This is a genomic window from Duganella sp. OV510 (assembly GCF_900100205.1).
GTDB lineage: Bacteria > Pseudomonadota > Gammaproteobacteria > Burkholderiales > Burkholderiaceae_D > Rugamonas.
Window position 1 is genome coordinate 195,943 of sequence record NZ_FNEQ01000009.1, and the last position, 23,709, is coordinate 219,651.

Consider the following 23,709-nt stretch of genomic DNA (forward strand, 5'->3'; position numbering starts at 1 on the left):
AAAAATTATCAATCACAAAATTGGTGCGACGCGCCATATATTTGCTTGCAATGTGCTAGTCCGGCAGTTTTTCCACTTCCAGAAATCCGTCGCGCACCAAATTAGAGCGCTCGGCCGCGCAACATTGTTCCACCGAAAGTCCCGCCCATGGAAATCCCCGTAAGGGTTTCCTCATTGTGGCGATCTGGCCACGGGTGATCTGATGAACAAAAAATTAATACAAACACACCCTGTTGTTCATCGTTTCACTTTTGGGAGCTAAGCATAATGATGGTTGAAAACGTTTTGTCGCGATCAGTACGCCTGGTCTGCGCCAGTGGCCTGGCGCTGGGCATGCACAGCGCAGCGGCGCAAAGCACCGACGCGCCGGTGCAGCGCGTGGAAATTACCGGTTCAAGTATCAAGCGCATCAACGCCGAAGGCGCATTGCCGGTACAAACGCTGTCGAAGGCACAGATCGAGCAGTCCGGCGCCACCAACGTGGCCGACCTGATCGCCACGCTGCCGTCGATGCAGGGTTTCACCACTTCGTCGATGTCGGTCAACGGCGGCGGCGGCGGCCTGCAGACCGCCTCGATCCACGCGATCGGCGAAGGCTACACGCTGGTGCTGTTGAACGGCCGCCGCCTGGCGCCATCGACCTCCGGCTCCACCGTCAACCTGGCCAGCATCCCGCTGGCGGCGGTCGAGCGGGTCGAGATCCTGACCGACGGCGCCAACACGCTGTACGGTTCGGACGCGATTGCCGGCGTGGTCAACTTCATCCTCAAGAAAAACCAGCAGGACGCCATTATCGAAGCATCCTACAGCCAGCCGCGCAGCGTCGGCGGCGCCACCTCCACTGCTTCGCTGTCGAAGGGCTGGGGCGACCTGGAGAAGGACGGCTTCAACGTGCTGGTGTCGTACGCCCACGATGAGAGCAAGGCGTCCTGGGCCAGGGACCGCGACTTCTCGCAAAGCGGCGTGATTCCGTTCTATGAGAACGGCAAGGCTTACCAGCTGTACCAGACCAGCGGCAACTCGATTCCCGGCATCGCCGCCGTGCGTCTGAAGAACGGCTCGGCGGTCAGCTTCAGCCCCAACCTGCTGAGCACCGGTTCCTGCAACGGCGACAACCTGTTCAGGGTCGGCAACACCTGCCGCTATGACTACGCCGCCACCGTGCAGAACACGCCGCAGCTGAAACGCGACAGCGGCTTCGGCTCGTTCAACTGGAAGATCAACGACAACACCACCTTCTTTGCCGAGGGCCTGGTGTCGAAGTTCTCCAACACCGCGCAGTACGCCGCGCCGGCGCAGCCGCTCGGCCTGCCGCTGGGCAGCCCGCTGTACGCCAAATGGATACTGCCCAACCTGGCCAAGGTCGGCATCACCGATCCGAGCCAGGTGGCCAGCGTGACCATGAACCTGCGCCTGATCGACGCCGGGGGCCGTGCCGACGAGTACGCCACGCTGGCGCGCCACTTCGCCTTCGGCGTCGAAGGCGCGTTCAAGAACATCGATTACCGCGCTGCGTACACGCACTCGGAAAACCGCCAGACCGATACCGCCGCCGGCGGCTACATGAGCCTGAACACCTTCGACGCGCTGGTTGCGGCCGGCAAGTTCGATCCCTTCCTGCCGCCAAGCGCTGCCTCCAAGGCAGCGCTGGCGCCGGCCGTGCTGAATAACGAGTTCAGCGTCACCAAGTCGAAGATCGACATGGTTCAGGCCAGCGCTTCATCCGAAATCTTCAAGCTGCCGGCCGGCCCGGCCATGCTGGCCCTTGGCGGCGACTTCACCAAACAGTCGTACTCGGAAGCGCCGGACGCCTTCTCGCAAGGCCTGAACAAGCAGCAGCCGAACTTCACCGACGCCATCGTCGGCGGTGGCGCCGGCGCGCTGCCGATCGACGCCAGCCGCAAGAACTGGGGCGCTTACGGCGAGCTGCTGCTGCCGGCACTGAAGAACCTCGACATCACCGTGTCCGGCCGCTACGACGACTTCACCGCTGTCACCAACGACAAGAACTTCGACAGCGACGGCAACCTGATCGCGCCGGGCAAGCAAGGCGAGTCGGCCAACAAGGCCACCTACAAGCTGGCGCTGCGCTGGAATCCGATCGAACAGGTGCTGGTGCGCGGCTCCTACGGCACCGGCTTCAAGGCGCCGAGCATGAGCAACATCGTCAAGCCGCTGGTCAACGGCGGCTCGTCGCAATTCCACGCCTGCCCGATCACCAACGCCAGCGATCCACGCTACAAGCTGTGCTTCCCTGGCTCGTCGGAATACGGCCTGCTGTCGGGCGGCAATGCCGCCACCGGCGCCGGCGCGCTGAAGCCGGAGGAATCGAAACAGGCCACGCTGGGCATCCGCATCGAGCCGACCAGCAGCATCTCGCTGGGCTTCGACTGGTGGGATGTGAAGCTGGAAAACCAGATCCAGACGCTGTCGGAAGACCTGGTGTTCGGCAATCCTGGCGTGTACGACAGCCTGCTGCGCGTGTATTACGACCCGATCCAGAAACAGAACGTGCTGGTGGCCGCGCTGACACCATTCAACCTGGCCAACGCGCACTACCGCGGCATCGACTGGGACCACACCTTCCGCACCAGCACACCACTGGGCAAGGCCTCGCTGCAGTGGACCGGCACCTATATGCTGAAGGCGGAACAGGAGGCGCCAGGCACCGGCCTGGAGAAAAACATCGGCCGCTTCAACTCGTATGCCGATGTGACCTTCCGCATCATCTCCAAGCTGACCGCGTCGCTGAAGACCGAGCGCTTCACCAACTCGCTGACCGCCAACTACCATTCCGGTTACACCGACCAGGAATACAACAGCAGCAACAGCGTGGTGCGTGAAGTGATCAACGGCGTCGCTGGCAACTATGTGCCGATGACTCGCCGCGTGGCGTCGTACACCACCTTTGACTGGCAGACCAAGGCCCAGCTCAGCAAGCAGTTCGCGCTGACCGCCGGTATCAAAAACCTGGCTGACATCGACCCGCCGTTCACCATCCGCAACGCCGGTGGCGGCAACCAGTCGGGCTACGATGGCCGCTACACCGACCCGCTCGGCCGTACCTTCTACCTGAACGCGTCGTACAAGTTCTAAGCAACCGGGGCTCCTGCGGGAGCCCCTCCGCATTATGCGCGCGACGCATATCTCTTATGCGGCACACCATTCACATTTCATATGGCACATATCGAAACATAGAATTATATTTATATCTGAGTTTCCTGTAATCTGCACACATCGACCTTCACCGCAGTTCACAGGAGAACTTCCATGACCACCATCGCCGCCACCCTGACCGCCAAACCAGTCCAGCCAGCCACCCGCCGTTCGTGGAAGCAGATTATCCGCCGCGCCTTTGAAACGCTGGGCAAACACTACTCGCACGGCCCTTACATGCTGTAAGCGCGCTGTTGCAGCACAACAAAAAAGGGCCGTGGGTCCTTTTTTTTCGCCGTTGTTTTTTATGAACAGACAACCTTTCTGAATTGACAGCCCTACGCTCTGTAATGAATTATCAAGCCTCTTGAACACCTTCACCGAGGTTCAGGAGCCATGTCAACTTTACCAAAAGTTGGTTAATAAAAATATTCAGTTCGTATTGGGAGTAGAGAGCAATGATGAAAGAAACTGTTTTGTCCCGTTCCGTGCGCCATATCTGCGCCGGCGGCCTGCTGGGCCTGGGACTGATCGCGCCGCTGGCGCAGGCGCAAACCGACGCGCCGATGCAGCGCGTTGAAGTGACCGGCTCGTCGATCAAGCGCCTGGTGTCGGAAACCGCCAATCCGCTGACCGTGATCAAGGCTGACGACTTCGTCAAGCAAGGCCTGACCACCGCCCAGGAAGTACTCGACCGCATTCCATCCAACAGCTCCAGCTTCAGCTCCGGCAACGTGGTGGGCGGCAATAGCTCCGGCCTGCCGACCGGCGGCCAGGCCAGCGCCGACCTGCGCGGCCTCGGTGGCGACAAGACCCTGGTGCTGCTGAACGGCCGCCGCATCGCCAACCACCCATACGACGGCGCCAGCGTCGACCTGAACATCATTCCGATAACCGCACTGGAACGCGTCGAAGTGCTGCGCGACGGCGCTTCGGCCATCTACGGCACCGACGCCATCGGCGGCGTGATCAACTTCATCACCAAGCGCTCGGTGCAGACCACCACCATCACCGCTGAAGCCATCCTGCCACGCAAGGACGGCGGCGATGAGAAACGCGTCAACCTGTCGAGCGGCTTCGGCAATCTGGACACCGACGGCTTCAACGTGTTCGGCGTGTTCGACTACCACAAGATCGACATCCTGACCTCGCAGCAGCGCGACTTCTCCAAGACCGGCGTGATCCCGGACCGCGGCCTGAACCTGACCTCCGGCACCACCTTCCCCGGCAACTACTTCGACCCGACCTCGGGCGCCACCGGCAACCCGGGCTTCGCCACCGGCTGCGATGCGCCGCTGTCGGTACCGCGCGCCAGCAACGGCACCTGCCGCCAGGATTACACGCGCCAAATCGACAACCTGCCGCAGCAAAAGCAGACTTCGTTCTTCGGCAAGGCCACCTTCAAGATCAACAACGACCACCAGGCGTCGATCGAGTACCTGCACTCGCAAAACGATGTGGTGTCGCACACCGCACCGCCGCCGCAGACTGGTCTGATCCTGCCGAAAACCAGCAAATACTATCCAGGCAATTCGGGCGGCGTGCCAGCCATGCCTGGCCTGTCCGGCGATCCGCTGAACGTCAGCTGGCGTCCGACCGAAGCCGGCCCGCGCGAGATCAATTCCAAGGGCGCGGCTGACCGCTTGGCGATCGCCGCCGAAGGCCTGTTCCGCGAATGGGACTACAAGGCCGGCTTCACGCTGTCGGAAAGCCGCTCGGCGGAATACTTCACCGGTGGCTACGTCAACGACGCCCAGTTCGCCGCCGGCGTCACCAACGGCATCCTGAACCCGTTCGGCAAGCAGGACGCGGCCGGCAAGGCCTACCTGGACAGCACCGCGCTGCGCGGCCAGGTACAGAAAGGCAAGACCCGCAACACCGGCATCGACGCCAAAGCCAGCCGCGAGCTGATGGACCTGGCCGGCGGCAAGCTGGCGGTCGCCATCGGCGGCGAACTGCGCCGTGAAGAAGCCGACTTCTACGTCAACCGCGACATCGCCGGCCAGGCTGCTTCGTCCGGCCTGTCGGGTTCGCAGTCGACCGACGGCGCGCGCACCATCAAGGCGGTGTTCGGCGAGGTCAACCTGCCACTGCTGCAAGACCTGGAAGTCAATCTGGCGGCCCGCTACGATGATTACAGCGACGTCGGCAGCACCACCAATCCGAAGGCATCGTTCCGCTACCAGCCAGCCAAGCAAGTGCTGTTCCGCGGTTCGGCCTCGACCGGCTTCCGCGCACCGACGCTGTTCGAGAAAAACGCGCCACAGTCGAAGAACGATACCAACAACTCGTACAACGACCCGATCCTGTGCCCTGGCGGCGTGCTGTCGTCGAATCCGATCGCCAACCCGCTGCGCGACTGCGACCTGCAACAGTTCAAGCTGCAAGGCGGCAACCAGAACCTGAGCCCGGAAAAATCCAGGACCTTCTCGGTCGGCGCGGTGCTGGAGCCGATTTCGCAAGTCACGCTGGCAATCGACTACTGGAACATCAAGCTGAAGGACAAGATCAACGCGCTGCCGGAAGAAGCCATCTTTGGCGACTACGAGAAGTACAAGGCGCGCTTCCTGCGCAATCCTGACGGCTCGCCGTACGCCATCCTCGACCTGAAAGAAAACCTGGGCAAGGTCAACACCGATGGCGTCGATGTCTCGCTGACGCTGCGCTCGGGCGCCACCCAGGCCGGCAACTTCACGCTGACGCTGGACGGCACCTATGTCCACAAGTATGAATACCAGGATGAACGCGATGGCCCGTACAACCAGAACGTTGGCCGCTACGCCGCCAACAATCCGGTGTTCCGCTGGAAGCACAACCTGGCGCTGAACTGGCGTCTGGGCGACTGGAACGCCACGCTGGCGCAGTCGTTCAAGACCGGCTACACCGACCAGAACCTGGACATCGAAGACAAGTACCTGAACAAGGTGCCGTCGTACCAGCTGTGGAACTTCTCGACCAGCTACACCGGCATCAAGGGTGTGACGCTGACCGCTGGCGTGAAAAACCTGCTGGACAAAGAACCGCCGTTCTCCAACCAGGGTACGCTGTTCCAGAAAGGCTATGATCCACGCTACACCGATCCGGTCGGCCGCGCGCTGTACCTGCGCGGCAGCTACAGCTTCTAAGCCTCAAAACGAAAATCCCGGCGCTGCCGGGATTTTTTTTAGAACTTATAGTTCCCGGTGATGTAGAACGACCGTCCCGCCGGGTCGGCATAGCGGCCGTCATAGCCGATCTGGTTGCCACCGCCGGCATTCTGCAAAGTGAACGGCGGATCGCGGTCAAACAGGTTCTTGACGCCGGCGGTCAGCGCAAACTGGCCGAAGTCGTACTTGGCCTGCCAGTCGACCGTGGTGTACGACGGTACCTTCAGGCCGGCAAACGCCACCGAATCGCCAACGCTGCCATCCGCATTCACCGCAAACACCGCCGTGTCGATCGGATAGGACTGGTCGTGATAGCCGGACTTGTAATGCGCCACCAGCGTGTTGGTCAGCTTGCCGGTGGTCAGGCTCAGGCTCAGATTGCTCTGCACGCGGAACACCACGCCATTGTCCGGGCCGAAGCGCCCGAGGTTGGACTGCACTTCGCCGTCGGCGCTGGTGGTGTAGTCCTGCTTGATCATATAGGTGCCGTTCCACGCCGCGCGCAGATCGCCAATACCGGTCTTGCTGCGGTAGCTGAAGTCCCAGTCGACGCCGCGATAATGCGCCACGCCGCCGTTGATCGGCGCCAGCAGGTAGGCAATCGTGGTGTAGCCGGCCGGATCAGGATAGGGATTGACGAACAGGTTCTTGTACTGCTGCGGATTGGCGAAGCCCTCCTGCTCCGGCACGCCGGCCGACAGCACCTGGTTGCGGATCGTCACATTCCACAAGTCCAGCCCCAGCGACAGGCCGCGCAGCGGTTCGACCCGGCCGCCCAGCGTCCATTGCTTGGACTTCTCCGGCTGCAGGCCATCGGGACCGTTCAGCGCATTCGGGCCGCTCAGCAAATCGTACTGCGCCTGCCCCACCTGGCAGCCCGGCGAGCCGGGGAACGGGCAGGCATAGCTGCCGGCAGTGCTGCCATTGAAGGTGTTGGCGCCGGCGATGTCGCTCAGGTTGGGCGCCTTGAAGCCGGTGCCGTAGGAACCACGCAGCAGCACCGTGTCGAGCGGCGACCACTTCAGGCTCAGCTTGTAGGTGCCGGCGCTGGAGCTGTTGCCGATATCGCCGCTGGCCAGCTGCGGGATCAGGCCGCTGGCGTCCGGCACGCTGGCGAAGATGTAGTTGCTGTGTACCTTGTCGTAGCTGTCGTAGCGGCCGGAGACGGTCGCTTCCACCGTCTTGTGCAGCGGCAGCAACACCTCGGTGAACACGCCCCAGTTGTCGCGGCGCGCATCGAACGGCACCACGCCGTAGCTGCCACCGACCGGATAGTTGGCCGAGGCCGGCTGGGTCGAGAAGCCGGAGTTGGCCAGGATCAGCGGATGATAATCAACCTCGTAGCGCGTCTTCGAGTAATCGCCGCCGACCGAGATGATGGAGGTGCCGCCCGGCAGGTTGAACAGGTCGTGCTGGGCGCCGGCATGCACGGTGTTCAACGTTGATTTGCCGCGCGAGAACACGGTGCCGTTCAGCAGCGCGCTGTTCAGCTGATCGGCGCCCTGGCCGGTGACCGGATCGTATTTTCCGGCCGCCACCAGGCTTTCCAGCATATTGAAGTCGGAGTAGCCGCCGGCGGCGGTGTCCTTCAGCTTGGCCTGCGACAGGATCAGCGAAGCGTTATAGGTCCAGCCCAGCGCGCTGCCGTCGATGCCGGTGGCAAAGTGGCGCGAGGTGGTTTCATACTGGTCGGCGCGGCCGCCGATCAGCACCGAGCGGTAGCCCAGCGTGGCGTTGCCGCTCGGGTTCTCCAGGCCGTTGGCGGTCAGATAGGGCTGCACATATTTCGCATACAGCGCCGGGAAGCGGGTGGTCGAGTTGACGCCCATCGGCTGCGCCGACGGTGCGTACTGCGCGGTCATCGCGTATTGCGACAGCACCAGCTCGGCCCAGGCGGTGGTGTCCTCGTTGATTTTGATGGTGCCTTTCAGCAGGCCGCTGTCGCGGTGACTGCCCGGCACGTTTTCCACTGTCGACGCATAATTGAAGCGGCACTGCGCGCCCAGCGGCCCGGCCAGCGCGCTGCCGCAATTGCCGTTGGCGGCCAGGTAGGGATTGATGGCGTAGCCGCTTGCATCGCCAGTCGAGCCGATCGGGCGCGCGTTGAAGGTGATGTTGGCCGGCTCGGTGTTGCCGGTGCGCTGGTCGAAGTAATACTGCTTGCCGTTGGCGCCGAACTTGAAGAAGGCGCCGCGCGCCGAGAAGTCGCGCTGCAGCGCTGTGATGCGCTCCAGCTCCTCGTGGCTGTACGAGGCCAGCACATTCCAGCCGTTTTCCTGCAGGTCGCCCCAGCCCTTGGTGATGCCGGCGCTGCTCCATTTGCCGCCGTTCTTTTTCGGCTGGCCGTAGGTGGCGTATGCCTCGCCGGTGGTCAGGTTTTTTTTCAGGATGAAGTTGACCACGCCGGCGATCGCATCCGAACCATACAGCGCCGAGGCGCCGTCGGTCAGGATCTCGACCCGCTCCACCGCTTCCAGCGGAATGCTGGACAGGTTGACCGCGTAGCCGCCGCCCTGGCCGGAGCCGATGGCGCTGGGCGCCACGCGCTGGCCGTCCAGCAGCACCAGCGTGTACTTCGATGGCAGCGAATGCAGCGAAGCGGTGGTGACGCCGGCGCCACCGCCGTTGACCGAACTGGAGGAAGGCACAAAGCCCTGCATCGACGGCAGCATCTGGATCAGGTCGGTCGCCGAGGCAGCGCCGGTCTGCTTGATCTCGGCGGCAGTCAGCACCTGCACCGGCAATGCGCCCTCTTTCTGGATGCGCTTGATTGACGAACCGGTGATTTCGACGCGCTGGATCGGCTGTTCGCCAACCGCATCCTGCGCCAAGGCTGGCAGCGCCAGCAACACGCTGCCTGAAAACATCAGGCGCAGCGAACGGGACAGCACTCTTTCTTGCAGCATAAACAACCTCCTGTTGTGGTTTTGGGATGCAACGATCCAACGCCCCCGGCCGCAAAGACCGGAGGACGACGAACAATGACGCACATGGGGTATGTCTATAGGAAGGTGTTCTGTGACACCCGGGCCTCGTCTTCTATCAAAGCATGCAACTAGATTAACTGTCAATCGGGTTGTTACCTGCTTTGGCGTTAGCGCAACAGCCAGCCCATCAGGCTGGCCCCGGCATTGCGCCGGGGCCACAGAGGAAATGCTTACTTCGCTGCAGCTTCGTTTGCCTGGGTGGCAAGACGGCGCTGGCGGACGGCGGCGGCCAGGCCTTGCAGCACCTGCACGCTGCTGTCCCAGTCGATGCAGCCGTCGGTGACCGACTGGCCGTAGGTCAGTTCCTTGCCCGGCACCAGGTCCTGGCGGCCGGCCACCAGATGCGACTCCACCATCACGCCGACGATGCGCTGCTCGCCGCCCGCCACCTGGGCGGCGATGTCGGCGCACACCGGCACCTGGTTCTCCGGCTTCTTCGAGCTGTTGGCGTGCGAGGCGTCGATCATCAGGCGCGCGGCCAGGCCTTGCGCGGCAATCGCCTTGCAGGCTTCATCGACGCTGGCGGCGTCGTAATTGGGCGCCTTGCCGCCGCGCAGGATGATGTGGCAATCCTCGTTGCCGTTGGTCGAGACGATGGCCGAATGGCCGCCCTTGGTCACGGACAGGAAGTGGTGCGGCTGCGAAGCGGCCTTGATGGCGTCGACCGCGATGCGCACATTGCCGTCGGTGCCGTTCTTGAAGCCGACCGGGCACGACAGGCCGGAGGCCAGTTCGCGGTGCACCTGCGATTCGGTGGTGCGGGCGCCGATCGCGCCCCACGAGATCAGGTCGGCGATGTACTGCGGCGAGATCACGTCGAGGAACTCGGTGCCGGCCGGCAGGCCCAGTTCGTTGATGTCGCGCAGCAGTTCGCGCGCCATGCGCAGGCCGTCGTTGATGCGGAAACTGTTGTCCATGTACGGATCGTTGATCAGGCCCTTCCAGCCGACCGTGGTGCGCGGTTTTTCGAAGTAGACGCGCATGACGATTTCCAGGTCGGCGCCCAGTTCCTGGCGCAGCGGCGCCAGGCGGCGCGCGTATTCCATCGCCGCTTTCGGATCGTGGATCGAGCATGGGCCGATTACCACCATCAGGCGGTCGTCCTGGCCGTGCAGGATGCGGTGCAGCGCCACGCGGGCGTTGGCGGCGGTCTGTTCAGCCGCTTCCGTGCACGCATACTCGCGGATCAGGTGGGACGGTGGCGTCAGTTCCTTCATCTCGCGGATGCGCAAATCGTCGGTACGGGGCATGCTGTTCTCCAGGTGAGCTTAAAAATAATGGGTAAAAAAAAACCGCCTCGGAAGGAGGCGGTTTTTTGGGATTCTGCTGGGACTCGTTTTGCTTCTACGTGCACCGGCCGCTAATCCACCGCCTGAGGGTTGGAAAGCTAAAGTAAAACCAGCCGGTAAAGAAGAAGTGGGTCATGTAAAGTCCGTAAGTGTCGAAAGACTATAACAACAGTTTGCGCCATCTGGCAAGCACTTTATCGCGCGCTGCTGGCGGCGCCCTGCCCTTCCCAACAAAAATTTACATGCTGCGGCCTGGCGTTAAGTTCTTAGCGCCTGTATCCGGATGTAAGCTGCGCCAGCCCGCAGCGCGCCAGCGATGGCGACCTGGAGGCAGAAAACCGTCTTAACAGCAGTAAGGCTTTGCTGGCTGTCGCATCGCCGCACACTTGTTCAAGCGTCATTGTTCCCGCCTCCCGCGAATGGTCTGATCGCTTTGCTCAAAAAGCAAACACCCATTCCCATATCAATGCAGGAGTTAAAACAATGATGATTGAAAGAGCCATGTCGCGCAGCTTGCGCGTGCTGTTTGCCGGCGGCCTTGCGGTCGGCATGCACGCCGCCGTCGCGCAAACCGACGACGCCCCGATCCAGCGCGTGGAAGTCACCGGTTCCAGCATCAAGCGTCTGGCCAGCGAGACCGCGCTGCCGATTACCAGCATCAAGGCCGCCGACTTTGAAAAGCAGGGCCTGACCACCGCTGCCGAAGTGATGAACACGCTGTCGATGAACCAGAGCTCGACCGGTAGCAGCCAGTCGGTCGGTTCCGGCACCGGCGGCATCGCCACCGCCGACCTGCGCGGCCTGGGCAGCAACAAGACGCTGGTGCTGCTGAACGGCCGCCGCCTGGCCAACCACCCGTTCAACGGGTCCTCGGTCGACCTGAACATCATCCCACTGTCGGCGCTGGAACGGGTGGAAGTGCTGCGCGACGGCGCCTCGGCCATCTACGGCACCGACGCCATCGGCGGCGTCATCAACTTCATCACCAAGCGCTCGGTCAGCGGCGTCACTGTCAGCGCCGAACGCTACCAGCCGCAGGCCAGCGGCTCGGGCGCCGAATCGCGCATCAACCTGTCCGGCGGCTACGGCGACCTGGACAAGGACGGCTGGAATGTCTTCGGTGTCATCGACCTGCACAAGCAGACCGCGCTGGATGCTTCAGAACGTGATTTCGCCAGCACCAGCGTGCGGCCGGAGCGCGGCGTCAACGGCAGCAGCGGCACCTCGCAGCCAGCCAACTTCTACTCGGACAACGGCATCACCGGCAACCCGTACTACGCCAGCGGCTGCGTTGGCAAGGGCCTGATCCAGAGCAGCACCGGCACCTGCCGCACCGACACCAGCACCTACATCCAGGCGATTCCGAAGACCAAGCAGGAATCCTTCCTCGGCAAGGCCACCTTCAAGCTGAACCAGGACGACATCGCCACCATCGAGTACCTGCACAGCCGCTCGACCAACAGCAGCGCGATCGCGCCGTCGCCGCTGACCGGCATCACCATGACGTCGGCCAGCCCCTACTATCCGGGCGGCAGCGCCGGCGTGCCAGCAGTGGCCGGTCTCAGCGGCGAAGACCTGAGCATCAACTGGCGCACCGTCGCGGCCGGCAAACGCCAGGGCTATGACACCTCGATCTCCGACCGCCTGGTGCTGGCTTCGGAAGGCCTGGTGGCTGGCTGGGACTACAACGTCGGCCTGACCTATGCCGTCAACAAGGCCAGCAGCGCCTTCGCCGGCGGCTACACCAACGACTCGCTGATGAAAGCAGGCGTGCTGAGCGGCATCCTGAATCCGTTCGGCGAGCAATCGGCCGAAGGCGCAGCCTATATCGATGCTGCCCAGCTGCGCGGCGAATACCTGTCGGCCAAGATGACCAGCGTTGGCGTCGACGGCAAGATCAGCCGCGAGCTGTTCCAGCTGCCGGCCGGTGGCGTCGGCTTCGCGCTGGGCACCGAATTCCGTCACGACAAAGCCACTTACAACGTCAACCGCGACCTGGCGTCGCAGGCATCCAGCTCCGGCTACGCCGATGCGCAGGACCAGGCTGGCCAGCGCAACATCTCGGCCGTGTATTCGGAACTGAGCGTGCCGCTGGCGAAGACGGTGGAACTGTCGGCCGCCGCCCGCTACGACCACTACAACGACGTCGGCGGCAGCTTCAATCCGAAAGTCGGGCTGCGCTGGGAAGCCAGCAAGCAGGTGCTGTTCCGTACCTCGTACAACACCGGCTTCCGCGCGCCGACGCTGTACGACCTGCACGGCCCGGCCACGTCGACCTTCACCAGCAACGCGTATAACGATCCGGTGCTGTGCCCGGGCGGCAGCGCGATTACCGGCGCCAATCCGAACGTCGCCTGCGCGCAGCAGCAGTACATCCGCAGCGGCGGCAACGCCAACCTGAAGCCGGAGAAATCCAAGACCTTCGCGCTGGGCGTGGTGTTTGAGCCGCTGAATGCGGTCAGCGTCTCGTTCGACTACTTCAACATCAAGATCAAGGATTCGATCGGCACGGTGTCTGAATCGACCATCTTCGACAACTACGAGAAGTACAAGGACTACTTCGTCTACTCGGCCGACGGCAAGACGCTGCAATATGTCAACGCCGTGCTGGACAACTTGGGCGAAGTGAAGACCTCGGGCATCGACACCAGCCTGCGCTGGAAGCTGCCGCGTACCTCAGCTGGCGACTTCATGTTCCAGTTCGATGGCACCTGGGTGCACAGCTACAAGTACCAGAACGAAACCGGCGGCGAGTTTGTGGAGAATGTGGGTGTGTACGGCGACAACGCGCCGGTATTCCGCTGGAAGCACAACGCCACGGTAACGTGGAAGAAAGGCACCTGGAGCGCCAGTTTCGCCAACAAGTACCTGAGCGGCTACGAGGATCAGAACAGCGTGGCGGAGCAGTACGTCCACCACGTGCGCGCGTACTCGACCTACTCGCTGTCGACCAGCTACAGCGGCATCAAGAACACCGACCTGACGGTGGGCATCAAGAACCTGTTTGACACGGCGCCGCCCTACACCAACCAGGGCACCACGTTCCAGAGTGGCTACGATCCGCGCTACACCGATCCGCTGGGCCGTACCTTCTACGTGAAGGCAACCTACAAGTTCTAAACCAACATCGGGGGCAGTGCCGACATTCGGCACGACCCCGAATTTTTTAGGCTGTGCCGCCGACGGTGACGCCGTCGATGCGCAGCGTCGGCTGGCCGACGCCGACCGGCACGCTCTGGCCTTCCTTGCCGCACACGCCAACGCCCGGGTCCAGCTTCATGTCATTGCCGATCATCGATACGCGGTTCAGCACTTCCGGACCGTTGCCGATCAGCGTCGCGCCTTTCACCGGATAGGTGATCTTGCCGTTTTCGATCATGTAAGCCTCGCTGGCCGAGAACACGAACTTGCCGTTGGTGATGTCGACCTGGCCGCCGCCGAAGTTCACCGCGTACAGGCCATTCTTCACCGACGCCAGGATCTCGCCCGGATCTTTATCGCCGCCCAGCATATAGGTATTGGTCATGCGCGGCATCGGCAGATGCGCGAACGATTCGCGGCGCGCGTTACCGGTCACCGGCATCTTCATCAGGCGCGCGTTCATGGTGTCCTGGATGTAGCCTTTCAGGATGCCGTCTTCAATCAGCGTGGTGCACTGGGTCGGATTGCCTTCGTCGTCGATGTTCAGCGAGCCGCGGCGGTCCGCCAGCGTGCCGTCATCCACCACGGTCACGCCTTTGGCTGCCACGCGGTCGCCGATGCGGCCGGCAAACGTCGATGAACCCTTGCGGTTGAAATCGCCTTCCAGGCCGTGGCCGATCGCTTCGTGCAGCAGGATGCCTGGCCAGCCAGGGCCCAGTACCACCGTCATCGGACCGGCTGGCGCCGGACGCGCATCCAGGTTCACCAGTGCCGATTTCACCGCGTCATCCGCATACTGCTCCAGCAGCGCGTCATCAAAATACGCATAGTCGTAGCGGCCACCGCCGCCCGACGAGCCGACCTCGCGGCGGCCGTTCTGCTCGACAATGACGGTCAGCGACACGCGCACCAGCGGGCGGATATCCGCCGCCAGCACGCCATCGCTGCGCACCACCAGCACCACATCGTATTCGCCAGCCAGGCTGGCCATCACTTGCACCACGCGCGGGTCCTTGGCGCGCGCCATCTTCTCGATGCGTTCCAGCAGCTGCACCTTGGCGGTGGCGTCCAGCGACACCAGCGGATCGTGCGGCAGGTACAGCGAGCGGCCGCCGACGTGGTTCATCGCGCCAGCCACCTTGATCTTGCCGCTGCCCGCGCGGGCGATGGTGCGGGTGGCCGAGGCGGCATCCAGCAGCGCTGCTTCGGAGATTTCATCCGAGTACGAAAACGCGGTCTTGTCGCCCGACACGGCGCGCACGCCAACGCCTTGATCGATAGAAAAACTACCGGTCTTGACGATGCCTTCTTCCAGGCTCCAGCCTTCGTTTTTGGTAAATTGGAAATACAAGTCGGCATAGTCGACTTTGTGCGTGAACATGCTGCCCAGCGTCTTCAGCAGCTTGGCCTCGTCCAGCCCGAACGGCGTCAGCAGGATATCGCGCGCAACGGCCAGGGTGGACAGATTCGGTTCAAATGGCTTCATGGTGATGCTTTCTGTGAGGTGTTACCGGCATTGTAGTGGATATCACATGGTCCGGTGTTTCAAGGCCGGCAAGCTGTCGCGCACGCCTTGCATGTATTCGAGGTCGATTTCACCCTGCACCACGCCCTCGCCCTCGGCCAGTACCGACTTCACCGTACCCCATGGATCGATCAGCATGCTGTGGCCCCAGGTGCGGCGACCGTTCGGGTGGATGCCGCCCTGCGCCGCCGCCAGCACGTAGCACTGGTTTTCGATGGCACGCGCGCGCAGCAGGATTTCCCAGTGCGCCATGCCAGTCGTATAGGTGAACGCGGCAGGCACGACGATCAGCGACACCGGCCCCATGGCGCGGAACAGTTCCGGGAAGCGCAGGTCATAGCACACCGACATGCCAACCTTGCCGAATGGCGCTTCGAACACACCCACGTTCTTGCCCGGCACAATGGTCTTCGATTCATTGTACGATTCGCTGCCCTTGCTGAAGCCGAACAGGTGGATCTTGTCGTAGCGGCTGGCATGCGCGCCGTCCGGGTTATACACCAGCGTGGTGTTGATGACTTTCTCGGCGTCGTCAGAGGCCAGCGGCAAGGTGCCGCCGATCAGCCAGATGTTCAGTTCGCGCGCCAGGCCGGACATGAAATCCTGGATCTTCCCCTGGCCCAGCGGTTCGGCCACCTTGACCTTGTCGCTGTCGTTGAGCCCCATGATGGCCCAGTATTCCGGCAGCAGCACCAGCCTGGCCCCGGCCTGCGCGGCCTGCGTCACCAGGCGGCGCGCGGTGGCGATGTTTTCATCCACGGTGGGCGAGGAAATCATTTGAATGGCGGCAACAGTATGGTTCATGGCGATCCTTTGGGCGGTTCGGTTTTGGTGGCGTCCAGCTTGGTGACGACCGGCGCCTTCCACGGGCCGGACACCTGCATATGATAAGTCAGCGCCTTCATCACCGGAGCGCTGAGGAATAGCTGCGCCAGGAAGCTGCCGAGGCCGATGACCGGATTGACCGCCAGCGCATACACCAGCGGCGCCGTGCCCAGGTTGACCTCGGGTATCACCACCACGTGCAGGTTGGTGGTTTCATTGGCCATATCGGCCACGCCATCCATCAGCACAGTTGCGGCCACGCCGTGCATTTTCAAGTTATCGGTGCGCACGATGCCGCGCTCGATCGTGGCGCTGGCGGTGATGCCGTCGAACGCCAGTCCCTCGGAGAAGACGTCATGGAAGTCCAGCTTCAGCAGGCGTGGCAAGGCTTGCAGGCTCAGCACGCCCAGCAGCTTGGCGGCGCCCGGGTCCTGCTTGAGGAACTGGCCCTTCTCGACATTGAGTGCGATCTGGCCGGACAGGCTCGGCAGGTCCAGCGAATACGGCACGCCCTTCCAGGCGATATCGCCCTTCAGCGTGCCCTTGCCGTTCTTGACTGTGTCGGCGAAGCCGAAGCGTTCCAGCAGCTTGCCGGCATCGTGGATCGCCAGGTTGAAGTTGAGGCTGGTGTCATGCACGCCGCTCTTGCTGACCCATTTGCCGCTGCCATTCAGCTCGCCATCGGCATTCGCCAGCGACAGCTTGCTGACGCGCCATTCGCGCGCATTCGGCAGCTGCGCGTTATGCGCCTGCAATTCCAGCCGGCCGAGCGGCTTGTTGAACAGCTCAAAGCGCTCGACCACCACGTCCAGCGCCGGGATGGTGGCAGCAGCGCTCTTGCCATCCAGCAGCTCCTGCACTTCGCTGGAGGCCGATGCAGGGATCACCAGCGACGACAGGCGCGCGGTCGCCTTGCCCAGGCCGGCGCCGGTGGACGGCTCGATCCAGGTCACATAACCATTCGCCTGGGTGGAGTCGATGCTGGCCTGCCAGCTGCCCTTCAGATGGGTGACGCCGACCACGATGTTTTCCAGCTTGCGGCCACCAATGATGAGCTCACTGGAGCGCGCGGCAATCGCATCCGGCAGCACGTATTGGGTGAAGTCGGTAGCGTCCAGTGCCGGCGAGGCGCTTGCCGCCGCCGCGCCCTGGCCGGCGATGGCGTCACCGAAGTCCAGCCAGTTGTCGACGTTCAGCTCGCGCATATTGATGTTGAAGGCCAGGCCGCTGTCCGGTTCCGGCGCCGGCGTATTGACGCCAATGCCGCCGCGCACCAGCTTCCAGTGCTGCCGCGTCATTTTCTGCCGCTGGTAGCGTGCCATGACACTGCTGCCCAGGCTGATGCGGATATCGTCATGCAGCAGGCCGCCAGCATCCGGCGTCAGGCCGGCGTTCAGCAGGAAACGCACCGGCATGCTGTCGGTGGTGCTTTTCTGCAGCGGCGCCGGCAGGTCCAGCGCCAGCCCGGTCAGGCTGGAATCGACGGCAATCTGCAACTGGTGGTCGCGCGCCGTCACCGTGCCGCTGTAGCGCGTGCTGCCGCTGAAACGATCAGCCAGGCGCTGCATGGCCGGCATCGGGTAGGCCTGACGGAAACCGTCGGCGGTCAGCAAGCCGCCCAGCTTGACGACGATGGAATTATCCTTCTGGCTGCCACCGGTAATCGACACCGGGCCGCCAAGGAAGTTGCCGGACAGCTGGTTCAGGTTGACGCCGTGTTCGTTGAATTCGATCTTGCCCTGCGACGATTGCACCACCGGCAAATCGTTCATCAGCGTGATGTCGTTGTTGGCCAGCGTCAGCGTGCCGTTGACCTTGGTATCCAGCGCGTGTGCCAGCGGAATGCGCAAGCTGAGCGCCAGCTTGGCGTTGCCAGTGGCCTGGGTTTCGTCGGTGAAGTGCGAGATCCAGCCAAGCACCGGGCTGATCGCCACATACTTGAGGAATTCCTGCATCGGGCCAGCGGCGTTGCCGTCGATTTCCAGCATCGAATCGTGGATGCTGAGGTCAGGAATCACGGCTTTGACGTTGCTCAGCGCTACGCCGGCAGTGGTGGCGGTGTCGCCACGGATTTCCATGCGCGCGCGCTCGAACACAAAGCTGCCCTTGATGTGTTCGGCTTGCGGCCACAGCGGCAGCGGCTTGCCATCCTTGCCCAGCTCCTTGCCGTCGTGCAGGTAATAGCCAGGCTCGTAGTTCAGTTTGGCGTCGGTCAACTTGCCGGCGACGCGGAACTCGCCATGCGCCTTGCCCTCGCCGTGGAAGGGGAAATGCGCCAGGTCGCCGCGCAGGCGTATCGTCACGTCGCTGGCCGTGCCGCCCTCCAGCGCGCCGGTCAGCCAGTGGGTGATGTCGTGCGGCGTCTGCATCGGCAGGTAGCGGCCGATGCGGTTGATCTGGAAGCCGGTCAGCGTGCCGCTCAGGTCGGCCTTGCCGGGGCCCTTGCCGGCCAGCGACAGCAGGTGCGTGCCTTGCAGCGTGCCTTGCAGGCCTTCCTGCTCGAAGTCCATGCTGTCGATCTGGAACAGCAGATTGTTGTCCGCCTCAAACGACCAGCGCGCCTTCAGGTTCAGGTGATCGAACGGCATCGACGCTTCGGCGAAGTAATCCGGCATTTGCAGCACCAGTTGCTGCGAGTTCAGGCTGAAGCTGCCGCCCTGCTCGGTGGCGTCGATCGCGCCGCTGAGATTGTCGAAACCGGGTAGGGCCGGCATGCCGGCGATGGCGGGCGTCTTGCCGGATCTGGCCTGCGGCAGGCGCGGTGGCTGCGGCTTCAGGCCCAGTCCCACCAGGTCGCCCTTGACGCGATAGGTCTGCAAGGCCGGGAAGCTGCCCTGCCATTCAGCGGAGAAATTTTTCAGCAGGCCGCGCGGCGCGAAGCCGGCCACCATCTGATGCTGGCGCTCGGACAGCGGCAAGCGTTCGGCCAGGCCGGCGATGGTTTGCAGGTCCAGCTGACGTGCGCGCACTTCGACTTTTTCCGGCCTGGCGCCGGCCGCCGCCACATAGGTTTCCGACAGCGAGGTCGGCGCCATCACCAGGCCATCGCGCGTGGTCAGCGTCAGGTCGCGCAATTCCAGCGTGTGGCCCAGCGCGCCGAAGCGCGGCGTGCTCGCGCCCTTGCGCGCCAGCGGCGGGCGGATGTCTTCGTGCATGGCGATGCGGCCGCTCATTTGCTGCAAGTCGAGCAGCGGCAAGTCCTTGCCCAGCACAGCGGTGACATCGTTCAGGCCGACATCGGCGGTGAAGCCGGTCAGGCGCGACTGGTCGACGCCAACCCAGGCGCGCAGCGAGCCGCTGCCCTTGCTCAACTCAAATGGATAATCGATCCAGCTTTTCCACGCCAGCAGGTCGGCGTTGCGCAGGTCGGCGTACAGCTCGCCCTTCCACATCGACACGTTGGAGATGCGCGCGCCAAACGCCGGATGGCTGAAATCGGCGCGCACATCCAGCGGCGCCGCCAGTGCGCCCGGCGGCGTGGCGCGCAGCGAGAATTCATGGTGCAGCCAGTTGTTGATCAACACCAGCGTTACATTGTCCAGCGCCAGCGGCGGCGCGACGCGCGTGCGGTCGGTCCATTGCACCCGGCCTTCGTGGATGACGATCTGGCGCTGGGTCAGCAACCAGTCCAGGCCCTTGCCGTCGCTCGGCTTGTCGGGATCGATAAAGATGCCGGCCACGTACAGTTTGCCGTTATTGTCGCGCAGGATGTTGAGGTCGGGGCGGTGCAACTCCAGCGCATGGAAACGCACGGTGCCGGTCACCGCTGTCCACCACGACAGCGTGGCTGACACGCTTGGCAGCGTCAGCGCAGGCCGGCCGTGCTGGTCGTGCAGCACCACGTCGCCAAGGAACAGGTTGGGACGGAAACCGCTCCACGACGCATACACGCGGGAAATCGTCACCTGGTTGCCGACCGCGTGGCTGGCGGCGCGCTCGATATCGTCGCGGTAGTGGTCGATATTCGGCAGCACCACATAGCGCAGCGTCAGGAACAGGATGGTGAAGGCGAAATACAACAGCAGCGCCAGCTTCACGGTGAAGCCCAGCACATGGTGGGTGGCCTGGTTGCAGAACCGATAGGCGGCACTGAGCCGATGCCAGCGCGCGGCCAACGGGCCCTCGCCTGTCACGGTCTCCTCTTCTGGTTTTTGCATCAATACGCTAATAAATCAGGCCATGCATCAAATAAATAGCTAAACTCGGTTTTTGGAGCAATTCTACCTTATCCCTCTATGAGTTCACCGTCCGTCTCCCCGTTAGCCTCCCGCTTCTATCAACGCTGGCTCGCGGCCGCGCCCGATCGTGCCGCCAAGGCTGATGCGCTCTCGCAATTATCGCTGGATCAAATCAATCTGAATGATTATTTACAAATAGAAGCACATGGCAATTTGCCGCTGCCGCGCGCCATGCGCCGGCTGCGCAACCTGCTGGTCTGCACGCTGATCCGGCGCGACCTGGAGGGCAAGGCCAACCTGGCGGAAGTGGTGGAGACCATGACACGCTTTGCCGACTTTGCAATTCAACAACACATGGCCGAGTTGCACACGGAAATGGTGGCGCTGCACGGCCAGCCGATCGGCCATGATTCCGGCCTGCCGCAGGAAATGATGGTGCTGGCCATGGGCAAGCAAGGCGGCGGCGAACTGAATGTGTCGTCCGACATCGACCTGATTTTCGTCTATCCGGAAGACGGCGACACCGCCGCCGGGCCGGGCCAGCGCAGCCTGTCCAACCATGAATTCTTCATCCGCCTGGGCAAGAAGCTGATCGCCGCCCTGGCCGAGATCACCGAGGATGGCTACACTTTCCGCGTCGATATGGCCTTGCGACCGAACGGCAACTCCGGTCCGCTGGCGGCCAGCCTGGGCATGGTGGAAAACTACCTGATCGTGCAGGGCCGCGAGTGGGAGCGCTACGCCTGGGTCAAGGCGCGCGCTGTCACCGGGCGCGCCGAGGATATCGCCGCGCTGGAGGCGATTGTCCGCCCGTTCTGCTTCCGCCGCTACCTGGACTTTGGCGTGATTGACGCCATCCGCAATATGCACGCGCAAATCCGTGCCGAGGTCAACCGCCAGGAGCGGCTGCACCCGGACCGCAGCAACAACGTCAAGCTGGGGCGTGGCGGCATCCGCGAAATCGAGTTCCTGGCGCAGGTATTCCAGCTGATCCGCGGTGGCCGCGACGCCGCCCTGCGCGACCGCTCGACCCGCACCACCTTGCGCATCATTGCCGAGAAAGGCTTGCTGAGTCACGCCATCGTCTATCAACTGCTGGCTTCCTACACCTTCCTGCGCAATCTGGAACACCGCCTGCAATACCTGGACGACGCCCAGACGCACACGCTGCCGGCCAGCGACGAGGATCGCCAGACCGTCGCCAAAATGATGGGCCTGCCTGACGTGGCCACGCTGCTGACGCAGCTGGACGCGCACCGCCAGTTCGTCGCCGGCCAGTTCGACGAGATGTTCTCGGACAAGACCGAAAGCAGCGAAAACGATATCGACCTGCAATCAAGCAATGAATGCGCCGATCCCGACAACCGCGAAGCGATGGTGGCCCGCTTCACCGCGCTGGGCTTCGACCAGCCGGAAGACGCCACCAAGCGCCTGATCGCCACCTGGCAGGCGCCACGTCTGCAATCGATGCCGGAGGCCAGCCGCAACCGCCTGCAAGGGCTGATCAATACCGCGCTGCCGCTGATCATCCAGGCCGCGCAGGAATCCAGCGGCGGCAACCAGCTGGCCACGCTGGGCCGGCTGCTGGATTTCCTTGAAGCCATCGCCCGCCGTTCAGCCTACCTGTCGCTGCTGACCGAATACCCGCACACGCTGGCGCGGGTGATCCGCATGGTGCACGCCAGCGGCTGGGCCGCGCAATTCCTCAGCCAGCACCCTATCCTGCTGGACGAGCTGCTGGACGACCGCGTGCGCACCGCCGTGTTCGACCCGGTGGCGCTGGCCAGCGATATTGACACCCAGCTGAGCGCCTGTCCCGGCGACACCGAGCGGCAGATGGACGTGCTGCGCGAAATCCACCACGCCCAGCTGTTCCACCTGCTGGCGCAGGACCTGGCCGGCGACCTGACGGTGGAAAAGCTGGCCGACCACCTGTCGGCGCTGGCCGACACCATCGTTGCCGCCACCATCAAGGCGGCCTGGCAGACGGTGGCCACGCGCCACCGCGAGGTGCCGCTGTTCACCGTCATCGCCTATGGCAAGCTGGGCGGCAAGGAGCTGGGCTATGTGTCCGACCTGGACGTGATCTTCCTGTACGACGACCCGGACCAGGAAGCGCCGGCCCAGTACGCCAAGCTGGCGCAGCGCTTCATCACCTGGATGACCTCGCACACCTCGGCCGGCATCCTGTTCGACATCGACACCGCGCTGCGCCCGGACGGCGCCAGCGGCATGCTGGTGTCGACCGTGACGGCATTCGAGAAATACCAGAGCAATGCGGCCTGGGTATGGGAACACCAGGCGCTGACGCGCGCCCGCTACTGCGCCGGCGACCTTGCCATCGGCCAGCGCTTCGAGCAGATCCGCGACGCCGTGCTGCGCAAGGAACGCCCGGCCGACGGCCCGCTGAAGCAGGAAGTGATTGCCATGCGCAAGCGCATGGTCGACGCCCATCCCCACAACGGCGCGCTGTTCGACCTCAAGCAGGACCCGGGCGGCATGATCGACATCGAGTTCATCGTGCAATACCTGGTGCTGCAGCACGCCTGCACCTATCCGCAGCTGACTGATAATTTTGGCAATATTGCGCTATTGCGTATCTGCGCCGAGCTGGGCCTGATCGACGCCGGCCTGGCCGCCAGCGTGGCCGACGCTTACCGCAACTATCGCAAGCTGCAACACCAGTTGCGCCTGCAGGGACAGGACCTGGCCCGCATCGCGCCGGAGCTGGTGGCCGAGCAGGCAGCCCAGGTCCGCGCTTTGTGGACCAGCTTGTTTGGTGGCGGCGTTGCCAATTAGCAACGTCAAACGACGCATACGCTGCCCACTGCGCTACTATGGCTAGTCATAATAAAGGCGCAGTTGGGGCGCGCTGTCATTTAAACCTTGGAGGACTCGCATGAAGACATTATTAGCAGCAGCCGCTTTCAGTCTTGCAATATGTGGGATGGCTTCGGCAGCGGATAAAGGCAGCAAGGAAGAAGCAGTCGCCATGGTGAAAAAAGCCGTGGCCCTGGTTAAATCCGACGGCAAGGAAAAAGCGTTTGCGGCAATCGCCGATCCAGCCAATACCACTTTCCATGACCGCGATTTATATATCTACGTGTATGACTTTAATGGCGTGGCTTTAGCGCACGGCAATAATCCTAAAATGGTGGGAAAATCTTTAATCGGCCTGAAGGATAATGAAGGCAAGCTGATGATTAAGGAAATGGTGGAGGTCGCCAAAACCAAGGGCAGCGGCTGGGTCGATTTTAAATGGCCGAATCCGGTAACCAAGGCAGTGGAATCCAAAGCCGGTTATGTCGAGAAAGTCGACGACTTCCTGATCGGTTCCGGCGCTTACAAATAAGTCGCAAGCTTCGCTCCCCCCACAAGCCGGGCTCGACCCGGCTTTTTTGCGTCCATACCACACTATCGTGCCAACAAATGGCATGTACGTACCAAAAACCAGTCTAGCAC

11 protein-coding genes are annotated in these 23,709 nt (G+C 62.9%); 6 read left to right on the top strand and 5 right to left on the bottom strand.

Annotated elements, in window-relative coordinates; genetic code table 11:
- The first annotated feature begins 285 nt into the window (after nt 1-285).
- From BLS51_RS22650 to BLS51_RS22655, 3 genes are all read left to right on the top strand, one after another.
- Entirely contained in the window at nt 286-3,096 is a 2,811-nt protein-coding gene (locus BLS51_RS22650; protein ID WP_229207713.1) for a TonB-dependent receptor, read from the top strand.
- 174 nt (nt 3,097-3,270) lie between these two features.
- Nucleotides 3,271-3,402 carry a hypothetical protein gene (locus BLS51_RS30470; RefSeq protein ID WP_255369073.1) on the top strand — a complete coding sequence of 44 codons (132 nt, stop codon included), beginning with the start codon at nt 3,271-3,273 and terminating at the stop codon, nt 3,400-3,402.
- Nucleotides 3,403-3,614: 212 nt separating this feature from the next.
- Entirely contained in the window at nt 3,615-6,281 is a 2,667-nt protein-coding gene (locus tag BLS51_RS22655) for a TonB-dependent receptor (protein ID WP_307188164.1), read from the top strand.
- A gap of 38 nt (nt 6,282-6,319) precedes the next feature.
- Here BLS51_RS22655 and BLS51_RS22660 read toward each other — a convergent pair whose 3' ends face one another.
- Both BLS51_RS22660 and aroG read right to left on the bottom strand, forming a co-directional pair.
- Nucleotides 6,320-9,208: a TonB-dependent receptor domain-containing protein gene (locus BLS51_RS22660; RefSeq protein ID WP_090189484.1), complete on the bottom strand. Its 2,889-nt coding sequence runs from the start codon at nt 9,206-9,208 to the stop codon at nt 6,320-6,322.
- Between the two features lie 251 nt (nt 9,209-9,459).
- A complete protein-coding gene (aroG, locus tag BLS51_RS22665) occupies nt 9,460-10,539 on the bottom strand; it encodes a 3-deoxy-7-phosphoheptulonate synthase AroG (protein ID WP_090189481.1) in 1,080 nt (359 codons plus the stop codon).
- Between the two features lie 522 nt (nt 10,540-11,061).
- Between aroG and BLS51_RS22670 the strand changes: the two genes are divergently transcribed.
- Nucleotides 11,062-13,698, top strand: coding sequence for a TonB-dependent receptor (locus BLS51_RS22670; protein WP_229207712.1), 2,637 nt, complete (start codon nt 11,062-11,064; stop codon nt 13,696-13,698).
- A 46-nt stretch (nt 13,699-13,744) separates the two neighbouring features.
- On the opposite strand, the gene tldD is transcribed toward BLS51_RS22670, so the two are convergent.
- The 3 genes from tldD to BLS51_RS22685 are packed head-to-tail and all read right to left on the bottom strand — an operon-like array spanning nt 13,745 to nt 20,226.
- Nucleotides 13,745-15,205, bottom strand: a complete 1,461-nt coding sequence (gene tldD, locus BLS51_RS22675) for a metalloprotease TldD (RefSeq protein ID WP_090189477.1) — start codon at nt 15,203-15,205, stop codon at nt 13,745-13,747.
- Nucleotides 15,206-15,247: 42 nt separating this feature from the next.
- Entirely contained in the window at nt 15,248-16,048 is an 801-nt protein-coding gene (locus BLS51_RS22680) for a carbon-nitrogen hydrolase family protein (RefSeq protein WP_090189475.1), read from the bottom strand.
- Nucleotides 16,045-20,226 carry a YhdP family protein gene (locus tag BLS51_RS22685; protein WP_090189473.1) on the bottom strand — a complete coding sequence of 1,394 codons (4,182 nt, stop codon included), beginning with the start codon at nt 20,224-20,226 and terminating at the stop codon, nt 16,045-16,047. Before BLS51_RS22685 ends, BLS51_RS22680 begins: the two co-directional genes overlap by 4 nt.
- Before the next feature lie 78 nt (nt 20,227-20,304).
- On the opposite strand from BLS51_RS22685, the gene glnE reads away from it, so the two are divergent.
- A complete protein-coding gene (gene glnE / locus BLS51_RS22690; protein ID WP_090189471.1) occupies nt 20,305-23,046 on the top strand; it encodes a bifunctional [glutamate--ammonia ligase]-adenylyl-L-tyrosine phosphorylase/[glutamate--ammonia-ligase] adenylyltransferase in 2,742 nt (913 codons plus the stop codon).
- 100 nt (nt 23,047-23,146) lie between these two features.
- Complete coding sequence (locus tag BLS51_RS22695; protein ID WP_090189469.1) at nt 23,147-23,599, top strand: cache domain-containing protein; 453 nt, start codon at nt 23,147-23,149, stop codon at nt 23,597-23,599.
- Nucleotides 23,600-23,709: the final 110 nt, after the last annotated feature.